10 protein-coding genes are annotated in these 12,272 nt (G+C 72.8%); 4 read left to right on the forward strand and 6 right to left on the reverse strand.

Annotation, left to right across the window (positions count from 1 at the left end; translation table 11 throughout):
- Nucleotides 1-94: 94 nt before the first annotated feature.
- Entirely contained in the window at nucleotides 95-1,828 is a 1,734-nt protein-coding gene (locus tag K4G59_RS08115; RefSeq protein WP_231250454.1) for a DEAD/DEAH box helicase, read from the forward strand.
- 128 nt (nucleotides 1,829-1,956) lie between these two features.
- Here K4G59_RS08115 and K4G59_RS08120 read toward each other — a convergent pair whose 3' ends face one another.
- Nucleotides 1,957-2,526, reverse strand: coding sequence for a YceI family protein (locus K4G59_RS08120; RefSeq protein WP_231250455.1), 570 nt, complete (start codon nucleotides 2,524-2,526; stop codon nucleotides 1,957-1,959).
- Nucleotides 2,527-2,693: 167 nt separating this feature from the next.
- Nucleotides 2,694-2,819: a hypothetical protein gene (locus tag K4G59_RS20000; RefSeq protein WP_269209801.1), complete on the reverse strand. Its 126-nt coding sequence runs from the start codon at nucleotides 2,817-2,819 to the stop codon at nucleotides 2,694-2,696.
- A 246-nt stretch (nucleotides 2,820-3,065) separates the two neighbouring features.
- Here K4G59_RS20000 and K4G59_RS08125 point away from each other — a divergent pair, with 246 nt between their 5' ends.
- On the forward strand, nucleotides 3,066-3,326 hold the full coding sequence (locus K4G59_RS08125; protein ID WP_231250456.1) for a hypothetical protein: 261 nt from the start codon (nucleotides 3,066-3,068) through the stop codon (nucleotides 3,324-3,326).
- A gap of 62 nt (nucleotides 3,327-3,388) precedes the next feature.
- Nucleotides 3,389-5,212 carry a glutamine--fructose-6-phosphate transaminase (isomerizing) gene (glmS, locus tag K4G59_RS08130; RefSeq protein ID WP_231250457.1) on the forward strand — a complete coding sequence of 608 codons (1,824 nt, stop codon included), beginning with the start codon at nucleotides 3,389-3,391 and terminating at the stop codon, nucleotides 5,210-5,212.
- A 352-nt stretch (nucleotides 5,213-5,564) separates the two neighbouring features.
- Here the strand turns inward: glmS and K4G59_RS08135 are convergent, their stop codons facing one another.
- Together K4G59_RS08135 and K4G59_RS08140 are read right to left on the reverse strand one after the other, a co-directional pair.
- Nucleotides 5,565-7,109 (reverse strand): glycerol-3-phosphate dehydrogenase/oxidase, encoded by a 1,545-nt coding sequence (locus K4G59_RS08135; RefSeq protein WP_231250458.1) that lies wholly within the window; start codon nucleotides 7,107-7,109, stop codon nucleotides 5,565-5,567.
- A complete protein-coding gene (locus K4G59_RS08140; protein WP_231250459.1) occupies nucleotides 7,106-7,720 on the reverse strand; it encodes a TetR/AcrR family transcriptional regulator in 615 nt (204 codons plus the stop codon). Before K4G59_RS08140 ends, K4G59_RS08135 begins: the two co-directional genes overlap by 4 nt.
- A 17-nt stretch (nucleotides 7,721-7,737) precedes the next feature.
- Between K4G59_RS08140 and K4G59_RS08145 the strand changes: the two genes are divergently transcribed.
- The gene (locus tag K4G59_RS08145; protein WP_231250460.1) at nucleotides 7,738-9,321 is read left to right on the forward strand and encodes an FAD-binding oxidoreductase; all 1,584 of its coding nucleotides are present in this window, start codon (nucleotides 7,738-7,740) and stop codon (nucleotides 9,319-9,321) included.
- Between the two features lie 6 nt (nucleotides 9,322-9,327).
- On the opposite strand, the gene K4G59_RS08150 is transcribed toward K4G59_RS08145, so the two are convergent.
- Nucleotides 9,328-10,935 (reverse strand): zinc ribbon domain-containing protein, encoded by a 1,608-nt coding sequence (locus tag K4G59_RS08150; RefSeq protein ID WP_231250461.1) that lies wholly within the window; start codon nucleotides 10,933-10,935, stop codon nucleotides 9,328-9,330.
- Between the two features lie 8 nt (nucleotides 10,936-10,943).
- The gene (locus tag K4G59_RS08155) at nucleotides 10,944-12,233 is read right to left on the reverse strand and encodes a PQQ-binding-like beta-propeller repeat protein (RefSeq protein WP_231250462.1); all 1,290 of its coding nucleotides are present in this window, start codon (nucleotides 12,231-12,233) and stop codon (nucleotides 10,944-10,946) included.
- Nucleotides 12,234-12,272 lie beyond the last annotated feature (39 nt).

Genomic DNA, 12,272 nt, shown 5'->3' on the forward strand with positions numbered 1-12,272 from the left:
CTGCCTCACGTGGTGGGCTGTCGCGCGCTTGTCCGCGCCCTCCGGGCCCGATGGGGAATGTCCGATTCACGCCTGAGGCCCTACCTTTGTTCGGGTGAGTGACGACCAGACCGACGCCCCCCAGCAGACCTTCTCCGACCTCGGCCTCGCGCCCGCGGTGCTCAAGGCGCTGACCGACGTCGGCTACGAGACGCCGTCGCAGATCCAGGCGCAGACCATCCCGCCGCTGCTCGAGGGACGTCACGTGGTCGGCCTGGCGCAGACGGGCACCGGCAAGACGGCCGCCTTCGCGCTGCCGATCCTGTCCCAGCTGGACCTCTCCCAGAAGACCCCGCAGGCGCTCGTCCTCGCCCCGACCCGCGAGCTGGCGCTGCAGGTGTCCGAGGCGTTCGAGAAGTACGCCGCGCACATGAAGGGCGTACGCGTCCTCCCGATCTACGGCGGCCAGGGCTACGGCGTCCAGCTGTCCGCCCTGCGTCGCGGCGTGCACGTCGTGGTCGGCACCCCGGGCCGCATCATGGACCACCTGGAGAAGGGCACCCTCGACCTCTCCGAGCTCCGCTTCCTCGTCCTCGACGAGGCCGACGAGATGCTGAAGATGGGCTTCGCCGAGGACGTCGAGACGATCCTCGCCGACACCCCGGCCGAGAAGCACGTGGCGCTGTTCTCCGCCACCATGCCGGCGCAGATCCGTCGCATCTCCAAGAAGTACCTCGCCGACCCGGTCGAGATCACCGTCAAGAACAAGACGTCGACGGTCTCCTCGATCACCCAGCGCTACCTGATCGTGTCCTACCCCCAGAAGGTCGACGCCCTCACGCGCATCCTCGAGGTCGAGAACTTCGAGGGGATGATCGTCTTCGTCCGCACCAAGAACGAGACCGAGACGCTGGCCGAGAAGCTGCGCGCCCGGGGCTACTCCGCGATGGCGATCAACGGTGACGTCGCCCAGGTGCAGCGCGAGCGCACGATCAACCAGCTCAAGGCCGGCAAGCTGGACATCCTCGTGGCCACCGACGTCGCCGCGCGCGGCCTCGACGTCGAGCGGATCAGCCACGTCGTCAACTACGACATCCCCACCGACACCGAGTCCTACGTGCACCGCATCGGACGTACGGGTCGTGCCGGGCGCACCGGTGACTCGATCGCCTTCGTCACCCCGCGCGAGCGCCACCTGCTGCGCGCGATCGAGAAGGCCACCCGCCAGCCGCTCACCCAGATGCAGCTGCCCACGGTCGACGACGTCAACGCCACGCGGCTCTCGCGCTTCGACGACCAGATCACCCAGGCGCTGACGCAGCCGGAGCGCATCGACTTCTTCCGCGACGTCGTCTCCCACTACGTCAGCGAGCACGACGTGTCCGAGGTCGACGTCGCCGCCGCCCTGGCCGCGGTCATGCACGGTGAGCAGCCGCTGCTGCTGGAGCCCGAGCCGGAGCGTGCGTCGCGCGGCTTCGACGAGCGACCGACCCACGGCGGCAAGGCCGACCGGGCGCCGCGCGACTCGCGCAGTGGTGCCCCGATGGCGGCGTACCGCATCGAGGTCGGCAAGCGGCACAAGGTCGAGCCGCGCCAGATCGTCGGTGCGCTGGCCAACGAGGGCGGCTTGTCGCGCGGCGACTTCGGCTACATCTCGATCAAGCCCGACTTCTCCGTCGTCGAGCTCCCCGCCGACCTGCCCCCCGGCACGCTCGAGCGTCTCGAGAGCACCCGGATCTCCGGCAAGCTCATCGAGATCAAGCCCGACAACGGCCCGTTCCGCGGCCGTCCCGGTGGCGGTCACCGCGGCGGCAGCGGTGGCGGCTACAAGGGCAAGAACCCCCGCTGACCGGGCGGTTCCTGCCTCCGGAGGACGCCGAGCGGGCGATCCCTCGCGCTGAAATGCACTGACCGGGCGCTTCGTTCAGAACGAAGCGCCCGGTCGGCGTGCTTCACGGGCACGAAGTGCCCGGTGGATCAGGCGTTGCGGATCGCCGAGATGTCGAACTCGAGCTTGATCTTCTCGGAGATGAGGACGCCGCCGGTCTCGAGCGCGGCGTTCCAGGTCAGGCCCCAGTCCTTGCGGTTGACGGTGGTCTCGCCCTCGAAGCCGACGCGGACGTTGCCGAAGGGGTCCTGGGCGGAGCCGGTCTGCTCGAACTCGATCGTGACGGGCTTGGTCACGTCCTTGATCGTGAGGTCGCCGGTGATCGTCCAGTCGCTGCCGGAGCGCGCGACGTCGGTGGAGACGAAGGTGATGTTCGGGTAGGTCTCGGTGTCGAAGAAGTCACCGGACACGAGGTGGCCGTCGCGGTCGGGGCTCCCGGTCGACACGGTGGTGACGTCGACGGTCAGGTCGACCTTCGAGCTCGACGGGTCGGCCTCGTCGATGCGGGCGGTGCCGGTGAAGGCACCGAACTGGCCGCGGACCTTGGTCACCATCGCGTGACGGGCGACGAACCCGAGGCGGCTGTGGCTCGCATCGAGGGTGTAGTCGCCGGTGATGTCGTCGATGGCGGTGGTGGGGGCGTCGAATCCGGTGGTCATGGCAGAAGGCTCCTGGAGGTGGTGCGGGTGGTTGGTAGAAGTTTCAACCATCCTAACGGAGTGGCTGTGCGCTTCATTCCCGATCCAGCGGGAAAACTTCGCCCCACCGTCCTGACATGCGTCGAGCCACGCCCCTGTGGGGGGCGTGGCTCGGGCGTGGAGCGGGGTCAGGCAGCGGCGGCCTGGGCCGTCGGAGCAACCGACCAGCGGGCCTCCAGGTGGGTGCGTCCCGACGCGTCGGTGACGCTCACCCACGTGCAGACCGGCGCTCCGGTCATCGAGTGCTTGCTCATGTGACACCTCCCGTTCACCTTCTGTTCACCCAAGATAGCACGTCCCCACTGGCGCACCACCCTTTCGCTCGACATCGCTTGCGAGGCCCCACTGGAGAGCCAGCCCCTCGGCGCGGCGCGACACCTGTCCCCACCTGGGGCGAACGAGGCGACGTCCACGGCAACCGCGCGCCCTCCCAAACGCGCTTCCTGCCCGATTTCGGGCAGGAAGTTGCCATTCGGATCGTCTGGATCCACGATCGGGGTGTGCCGGACCCCGTCCTCGTCTCCCACGTCGTCGCCACCACGTCGCTCTCGGCATCGGAGGCCGCGCGGGTGATCGAGGACGTGATCGCCTTCCACGCCCAGCCGGTGGAGGTCTACGTCCGGGAGCGGCACGCTCACCTCAAGGCGTACGGCGCCAAGAACCCCGAGATCTTCGCGCGCATCGCCGCGGAGCTCGCCGATCGCGTCGTCGCAGCGCCGGAGCTCTCCGAGCGCCAGCTGCGCCGCATGATCTACGGCTGACAGCGCGGGTCCCGGGCTCGCTCCTTTCGCACCTCGACCACCGAACTCAGGAGACCAGCACCATGTGTGGAATCGTCGGCTACATCGGCCGCCAGGACGCAGCACCCGTCGTCCTCGAAGGCCTGACCCGGCTCGAGCACCGCGGCTACGACTCCGCCGGCGTCGCGGTGCTCAGCGGCCGCGGGATCCGGGTGGCCAAGCGGGCCGGCCGGGTGCGCGAGCTCAACGACGCGCTGCCGAAGCGCTTCGGCGGCACCACCGGCATCGGTCACACCCGCTGGGCCACCCACGGCCCGGCCACGGACGCCAACGCCCACCCGCACGCCGACGAGTCCGGCCGGGTCGCGGTCGTGCACAACGGCATCATCGACAACTCCGCCGCCCTGCGCGCCGGGCTCGTCGACGCCGGCGTGAGGCTCGCGAGCGACACCGACACCGAGGTCCTGGCGCACCTCGTCGCCCGCAGCGACGCCGACAGCCTCGAGGGCAAGGTCCGTGACGCGCTCGGCGCGGTGGTGGGGACGTACGGCCTCGCGGTGCTGCACGCCGACTTCCCCGACCGCATCGTGGTGGCGCGCAACGGCAGCCCGCTGGTGGTGGGGGTGGGGGACAAGGAGATGTACGTCGCCTCCGACCTGGCCGCGATCGTGCGCCACACCACGACGGTCGCGATGCTGGACGACGGCGAGATGGCCACGGTGACCGAGTCCGGCTTCACCACGATGCGCCACAGTGACCTGGCCTCGACCGGCAAGACCGCCAGCCAGGTCGACATCGACGCGTCGGCGTACGACGCCGGCGACCACGAGTCCTACATGCACAAGGAGATGCTCGAGCAGCCCACCACCGCGCAGGCGGTCCTCCGGGGGCGGCTCGACGACCGCTTCGGCACCGCACACCTCGGCGGCCTCCACATGGACGCGCGCGACCTGCGCGCGGTGCGTCGCGTCAAGATCCTGGGCTGCGGCTCGGCCTACTACGTCGGCCAGATGGGGGCCGCCCTCATCGAGGAGCTCGCCCGCATCCCTGCCGACGCCGAGGCGGCCAGCGAGTTCCGCTACCGCGATCCGGTGATCGAGCCCGACACCCTCTACGTCGCGGTCAGCCAGTCCGGCGAGACCATCGACACCCTGCTCGCCGTGCAGGAGGTACGCCGCAAGGGCGGGCGCTGCGTGGGCCTGGTCAACGTCGTCGGGTCGGCCATCGCGCGCGAGTGCGACGGCGGCATCTACCTCCACGCAGGGCCCGAGGTGGCGGTCGCGAGCACCAAGGCGCTCACCAACATGTTCCTCGGCTTCGCCCTCCTCGCCCTCCAGCTCGGTCGGGTGCGGGACCTGTCGATCGCCGACGGCAAGCGGCTCGTCGCAGGGCTGGAGAAGCTCCCCGGCCAGATCGAGGAGATCCTCGCCGGCGAGGCCGACCTGGTCGAGGTGGCGAGGGACCTCGCCGAGGCCCGCAGCCTGTTCTTCATCGGTCGGGTGCGCGGCTTCCCGGTCGCGCGCGAGGGCGCACAGAAGTTCAAGGAGATCAGCTACCGCCACGCCGAGGCCTACCAGACCTCCGAGCTCAAGCACGGCCCGCTGGCGCTGATCGACCCGGAGGTGCCGACCGTCGCGCTGGTGCCGCGCGACGAGCTGACCGAGCGCAACATCGGCGCGCTCCACGAGATCGACGCCCGCAAGGGCCCGCTCGTCGTGGTCACCCACGCCGACGTGGACCTCGGCGAGGTCGGCGCCCGCCGCATCGACGTGCCCCGCAACGAGCCGGAGCTCGACCCGATCCTGCTCACCATCCCGCTGCAGCTGCTGGCCTACCACGCAGCCCAGCACCTGGGCCACGACATCGACAAGCCGCGCAACCTGGCCAAGTCCGTCACGGTGGAGTAGCCGCCCGGCCCCGGGATGGACTGGGCGCCCCTTGCCGCATGGGGTCGGCAAGGGGCGCGCCGAGCAGAACGATCCCACCCGGCCCGCGTCGGTGTCCGGGGATCCGCGCAAGCCGGAGCGAATTTTGCAGTGCGCTGGATCACCCGTGGATGAGACGCACCTCGAGCGAGCCCATCACGCCCGGTGGGACGGCCAGGACGGCCGTCGCGGGCCCGACGTTGCCGTCCAGCGGGGCGAGCAGTCGGGGGGTGTCGGGGGTGAGCGTGACGCTCCAGTAGTCCGAGCAACCGTTGGACGTGTCACGTGGCGGGCAGGTGTTCGGGTAGCCGGAGACCAGCGACAGAGGGAGACGCTATCGGAGCCGGATCGGTCGTGGGCAGTCGAAGGCCAGGTCCAGCGCACGTCGGGCGACCGGCTCGGCGACTGCGCGGTCGGCCGGCACCAGCCCGACCCGCGTACGCCGCTCCAGCAGGTCGTCGACGTCGTGCGCGCCCTCGTGGGTGACGGCGAAGACCAGCTCGGCGAGCGTCACCGGCACCTCGTCGGAGGCCGGCGCGAGGAGCTCGTCGTCGGTGAGCCCGGTGACCTCGCGCGCGGTGGCCAGCACCAGGTCGGCGTCGGTGCCGAAGCGGCGTACGAGCCGGGTGGGGGCGGTGCTGCGGCGCAGCACGTCCGCGGGCGCGGCTCCGAGCAACGGCAGGGACGCCGTGCGGCAGGGACGGGCGCCGTCGAGGGCCAGCGCGTCGAGGGTGTCCTGGGCCATCCGGCGGTAGGTCGTCAGCTTGCCGCCCACGACGCTGGTCACCCCGGTGCGGGACGTGAGGATGGCGTGGCGCCGGGACAGGTCGGCCGTCGAGCCGGCACCGGCGACCTCGAGCAGCGGCCGGAGGCCGGCGAAGGCGCCGATCACGTCGTCGCGCGTGGGGGGCGTGGCGAAGGCAGCGCCCACCGCGTCGAGCAGGAAGTCGATCTCCGCCTCGCTCGGCACCGGGACGTCGGGCACCGGGCCGGTGACCGGCTCGTCGGTGAGGCCGACGTAGATCGTGCCGTCCGGCTGCGGCAGCACCATCGCGAAGCGGGCCGCGGTGCCCGGGATCGGCACCATCACCGCCACCCGCGTGTGCGGCAGCGTGGCGCCGCGCAGCACGAGGTGGGTGCCGCGACTGGGCCTCAGCCGGACCTCGTCGTCGAGGAGGCCGGCCCACACCCCGGTCGCGTTGACCACGGCGCGGGCGCGGACGGCGTACGCCTGTCCGGTGAGCTCGTCGCGCAGCTCGACGCCGGCGCCTGTCGCGCTCAGCACCCGGGCGCGCGTGCGCACCTCCGCGCCGTGTGCCGCTGCGGTGCGGGCGACGGTGACGACCAGCCGGGCGTCGTCCTCGAGCTGCCCGTCCCAGGCGAGCAGGCCGCCGCGCAGGGTGTCGGTGCGCAGCGACGGGACGAGCCCGAGCGCCTCGGTGGCGTTGAGGCGGCGGGGGCGGGGGAGCGTGCCGGTCGTGGTGCGTGCGGTGCGGCGCAGCGCGTCCCCGGCCCTGAGACCGGCCCAGGTCAGCGCCGTGCGACCACGGGACATGGTGGCGTCGACGGGCGTCAGCATCGGCAGCGGCCGGACCAGGTGGGGTGCGGTGACGTCCATCAGGATCCCCCGCTCGACCGCGCTCTCGTGGGCGATGGCGAGCTGCCCCTGGGCGAGGTAGCGCAGGCCGCCGTGCACGAGCTTGGAGGACCAGCGCGACGTGCCGAAGGCGAGGTCGTGGGCGTCGACCGCGAGCACGCTCAGCCCGCGGGTCACCGCGTCGAGCGCGACGCCCGCACCGGTGATGCCGAGCCCGACCACCACCACGTCGACCTCGACGGGGACGCCATCGAGGCCGGGGGTGATGCAGGGGCCGGTCACGGCGCCGGTGCCGGCGCCAACGACCCGGTGATGAGCCGGGCGTACTCGTCGTCGAGCTCTGCGAGCCCGATGCCCGCGTCGGTCATCGTCATCGCCGAGAAGACGAAGCCGTGCCCGGCCAGGGTCAGCGAACGCGCCATCAGGACCGGGTCGCCGGGGCGGATCGCGCCGGCGGCCTGGCCGTCCGCGATCTCGGCGGCGAGGATCTCGATGAGCGCCTCCTGCGAGCGGCCGCGCCGCGACAGCAGGTAGGGGAGCATCAGGTCGGGGTCGAGCTCGACGATCCGCACGAACAGCTCGTTGTCGCGCAGCGCCCGCACCGTCGACAGGGCGGCCGCTGCGATGCCGGCAGGGGTGGTGGTGTCCTTCGCCGCGACCTGCGTCGCGGCGGCGATGCCGACCCACTCGCGCGTCATGAGGTCGCCCAGCAGCGAGCCCATGTCGGGCCACGCGCGGTACATCGTCATCCGCGAGACCCCGGCGCGTCTCGCGACCTCCGTGAGGGTCGTGCGCCGCCACCCGACGTCGAGGATGCAGTCGCGGGCTGCGTCGAGGTAGGCGTCGAGCCGCGGGTCGCGCGGCGGACGGTTGGTGTGACGAAGTGACGACATGTGTCACACTGTAACGCATGACTCCCGGAACGCCGACCGTCGAGATGCACCCGCAGCGCTGGGGCGACCCCGCCGCCGCCACGGACCTGCCGGAGTCGGCGCGTGGCCTGGTGGAGCTGGCCTTCGGCCTCCAGCAGCCCGTGGTCGCGACCGACGCCAGGCCCGCGCCGACGGCCCTCGACGACGACCTGCTCGACGGACTGCGCGCGCTGGTCGGCGCCGAGCACGTGCTGGTCGACGACGCCACCCGCGTGCTCCGCACCCGCGGCAAGTCGACCTCCGACCTGCTCCGGGCGCGCGCCGGTGACCTCACCGACGCCCCCGACGCCGTCGTGCGTCCCGACGGCCACGGTGAGGTCCTCGCCGTCCTGGCGTGGGCGAGCGAGCACCGCGTCGCGGTGGTGCCCTTCGGAGGCGGGACCTGCGTCACGGGCGGCCTCGCGGCCCGTCGCGAGGGCCTCACCGGCGTGGTGAGCCTCGACCTGGTCCGGATGAAGCGGCTGCTGGCCGTCGACGAGGAGTCGATGACCGCGATCCTCCAGCCCGGCCTGCGGGGTCCCGAGGCGGAGGCGCTGCTGGCGGAGCGCGGGCTGACGCTCGGCCACTACCCGCAGTCCTTCGAGCACGCATCCATCGGCGGCTTCGCCGCGACCCGCTCCAGCGGCCAGTCGAGCGCGGGACACGGCCGTTTCGACGCGATGGTCGTCGGCCTCACGGTCGCCACCCCCACCGGCTCGCTCGACCTCGGCTCGTCGCCGGCCAACGCCGCCGGGCCCGACCTGCGGCAGCTGGTGCTGGGCTCCGAGGGCGCCTTCGGCGTCATCACCTCGGTGACCGTCCGCGTGCGTCGCGCACCCGAGGTCACGGCGTACGAGGGGTGGCGCTGGCCGTCCTTCGACGCCGGCGCCGACGCGATGCGCACCCTCGCGCAGGCTGGCCTGCTGCCCACGGTGATCCGGCTCTCCGACGAGTCCGAGACCGCGCTCAACCTCGCCGACCCCAGCTCGATCGGCGGGTCGGACGACCCCGGCTGCCTGATGATCAGCGGCTACGAGGGCACCCGCGAGCAGGTCGAGGCCCGCCGCGCCGCCGTGACGGAGGCTCTCGCCGGCCTGGGCGGCACCGCGCTGGGGGAGGGACCGGGGGAGAAGTGGGTGCACGGCCGCTTCGCCGCGCCCTACCTCCGCGACGCGCTGCTCGACCACGGCGTGCTCGTCGAGACCCTCGAGACCGCGACGTTCTGGTCCCACCGCGCCCGGTTGTACGCCGACGTGCGTGCGGCACTGCAGTCCGCGCTCGGCGACGGCGCGCTGGTGCTCTGTCACGTCTCGCACGTCTACGAGACCGGGTGCTCGCTCTACTTCACCGTCGCGACCCGGCAGGCCGACGACCCGCTCGCCCAGTGGGCGGAGGCCAAGCGGGCGGCGAGCGAGGCGATGGTGGAGGCCGGGGCGACCATCACCCACCACCACGCCGTCGGCACCGACCACCGTCCGTGGCTGGTGCACGAGATCGGCGAGGTCGGCGTGCGGGTGCTGCGCGCGGTGAAGGCCGAGCTCGACCCGGCCGGGGTCCTCAATCCGGGCGTGCTCGTCCCGTGACCGGTCTCAAACCTTCGGCATCGCCGGCAGCGGCACCGCGTTGGCCTGGGAGAGGGCCTGGTTCAGCGCGGTGTCCCAGGCCTTGAGCGCCCGGTCGAACTCGCCGCTGATCTCGCCCGAGCGTGTCGAGAAGGCCCGCCAGCCGCCGGTGTCGCGGTAGGTCTCGGCGCAGTCGAGGTAGCAGAGGTTCCAGTCCTCGACTGCCTGCTCGCCGGTGCGCATCGCCTCCACGCCCGACCCGAGCACCGCCTCGAGGCCGCCGTGGGTCGTGGCCAGCGCCGACGGCACGGACAGCGACTCGAGGTCGTCGAGCAGGTCGCGGCGGGTGAGCACGCCCTCCTCCATGGCGTACTCGACGTCGTAGGACGAGGTGTAGTCGTCGAGCTCGGCGGTCTCGAGCGCGTCGGACGTCGCGTCGCGGGCGCGGTCGTACTGGCGCAGCGTGCGCCGCACCGAGGCGGCGTAGGTGTCGAGCCGGCTGGTCGCCGAGGAGCGCACCGACTCCGCCCGGTCGTGCTCCGCGCGCCAGGCGTCCATCTTCTGCTGGGCCTGCGAGACCCAGGCGCTCATCGACTCGGCGGCATCCTCCGACGAGACGCCGAGCTCGGCGGTCGCCGCGGTCAGCACGGTGCGCGCCGGACCCCAGCGCTGCAGCGTCTCGGGGTCCATGCCGTCGAGCGCGGCGATCGCCCCGAGTGCGTCACCGAGGGAGGTGAGGACGTCGAGGTCGGTGCCCTGCTGCCCGGCCTCGGCCGCGGCGGCCGCGTCGGCCAGCGGGTCCGCGCGCTCGCCGAGGACCGCGGCCTCGCGGGTGGTGCGCACCTTCGCGAGATCGACCAGCAGCTCGTCGAGCTGCAGCCGCAGGCTCTCGGCAGCCGACGACCCGACCACCTCGACCGCGTGGTCCAGCGCGTTGCCGGGGTCGCGGACCCGGGCGGCGGCGCCCTCGTCGTAGGAACCCAGCGACCGGCGGGCGACGACCAGCTCGGTCAGCGACTCCTGCACCGACGGCAGGGTGGTGCCCCACACCGTGAGGGACTCCTCGCCCAGGCCCTCGAAAGGTGCGAGCGACTCGAGGAAGGCCTGCTGGGTCTGCAGCACCGGGCGTACGCGCTCGGCGAGGGTCGTCTCGTCGTCGGACAGGTCGGCGAGCACGTCGGACACCTTCTCCGCGGCGGCCGGTGCCGCAGCCGCCGCTGCGCTGACGTCCTCGAGGCTCACGGCCTCGCCGAGCGGTCGCGACACGGACACGACGGCGGCATCGGCGGCATCGAGCGCCTGCATCGCCGGGCGGTCGCGCCACCACTCGTAGCCGAAGACGCCGGCGATGCCGGTGGCGATCAGCGCCGCGAAGGCGATGCCGGCGCGCAGCAGCAGCGTGCGGGCGCCGGTGCCGCCCGGAGGTCGCTGCCCGACGACCGCCTGCGGGACGACGGGCTGCGGGACCGTGCGGGGCGGGACCCCCCGCGGGTGGACGGCGGGCTGCGGGGCCGTCCGCTGCTCGCCCTGGGGTGCGAAGAGCGGGGCGGTCTCCACCGACCGCCCGCACGAGGTGCAGAACGGGCTGGAGACGGCGGCGCCGCAGTGCGGGCAGGTGCGCCCGGGGTGGGTCATGGCGGTTCCTACTCGTAGGCGGTGATCGACGGGCCGTCCGCGACCAGGACCCGGCCGTCGAGCGGGATGACCGAGAGGTAGGAGTCGGGCTCGCCGACCTGGCGCGCCCACTCCTCGGTCCCGTCGAGCAGGTGGTAGCTGAGCTCGCCGTTCGAGGCCTCGTAGAAGCCGGTCGACGTCGGCACGATCTCGCCGTCGAACCGGGCGACGGGCGTGAGCTCCTCGTCGTAGACGATGCCCTCGTCGGTGGCCGCGAAGTAGTCCTGGCCGTCCTGGCGGAAGCCGAAGCCGGAGAAGCAGCACTCGTCGTGGTCGAGCGGGCGGCGCTCGAGGATCCCCTCGACGCCGAGGAAGACGACCTCGCCGTCCTCGTAGGACTCGCTGTCGCCGCTGTCGTAGGTGTAGACGAGGCCCGGGCCGCCGGCGCTCACCGTGACGTCGTAGCCGAAGCCCATGTCCTCGCGCCACAGCTCCTCACCGGACGCCGGGTCGTAGCCGACGGCGGTGTCGCCGGCCGAGACGACCACGAGGTCCTCGGTGACCGCGACGCTGGCGTAGCTGTCGTAGAGGTCGAGCCCGGTGTCGGCCTCCCACGCGACCTCGCCGGACGCGGTCTCGCGGACGGAGAGCTCGGCGTCGGTGAGCGCGACCACACGGTCGCCGCTGGTGCCCACGCTGTCGTACGGCATCGCCCACAGCTCGCCGCCGGAGGAGTCGAGCACGGCGATCTCGCCGGTGTCGGAGTCGTCGGCCCAGGTGGACGCCAGCACGCGCCCGTCGTCGAGGGTGGCGACGAAGGTGCGGTCGTCGTCGCTCCACACCTCCTCGCCCGTGTCGGCGTCGAGCGCGGCCAGTCCGGGGCCCTCCCACTCGGTCGCGACGTAGACCCGGCCCTCGCGCTCGTCGACGCCACCCGCCCAGACGCCGTCGGTGTTCTCCCAGACCTCGGTGCCGTCGGGATCGAGGCGCACCACGCGCGACTGGTCGGCGAGCGAGTCCACCACCACGACCAGGTCGCCGTCGGCGACCACCGAGGCGCTGCCGTCCTCCTGCGAGCGCCACGCCCAGGCCTCGGTCGGCTGCGAGGTCACCGGCTCGACGACCTGGCGCTGCGCCGTGCTCGGCGCGCCGGTCGTGGCGGAGCCACCGCCGGAGAAGACCTGCAGGCCCACCGCCACGCCCGCGCCGACGGCGAGCAGACCCGCAACGCCGGCCGCCGCGACGAGCGCACCGCGCGGCACGGATCGCCCGCGGCGGGGCTGGGCGGCGTACGCCGGTGCGGCGGGGGCCTGCGCCACAGCCGGCGCCGGCGACGTCCCGGGCGCCTCCTCGCGAGG

This window comes from Nocardioides furvisabuli (assembly GCF_021083185.1).
In the GTDB taxonomy this organism is placed as follows: domain Bacteria; phylum Actinomycetota; class Actinomycetes; order Propionibacteriales; family Nocardioidaceae; genus Nocardioides; species Nocardioides furvisabuli.

Excerpts from the sequence above, each read along its gene's own strand:
- K4G59_RS08150 (WP_231250461.1), bottom strand. The coding sequence starts at position 10,935 with ATGACCCACCCCGGGCGCACCTGCCCGCACTGCGGCGCCGCCGTCTCC.
- K4G59_RS08120 (WP_231250455.1), bottom strand. The coding sequence starts at position 2,526 with ATGACCACCGGATTCGACGCCCCCACCACCGCCATCGACGACATCACC.
- K4G59_RS08145 (WP_231250460.1), top strand. The coding sequence starts at position 7,738 with ATGACTCCCGGAACGCCGACCGTCGAGATGCACCCGCAGCGCTGGGGC.
- K4G59_RS08140 (WP_231250459.1), bottom strand. The coding sequence starts at position 7,720 with ATGTCGTCACTTCGTCACACCAACCGTCCGCCGCGCGACCCGCGGCTC.
- K4G59_RS20000 (WP_269209801.1), bottom strand. The coding sequence starts at position 2,819 with ATGAGCAAGCACTCGATGACCGGAGCGCCGGTCTGCACGTGGGTGAGC.
- glmS (WP_231250457.1), top strand. The coding sequence starts at position 3,389 with ATGTGTGGAATCGTCGGCTACATCGGCCGCCAGGACGCAGCACCCGTC.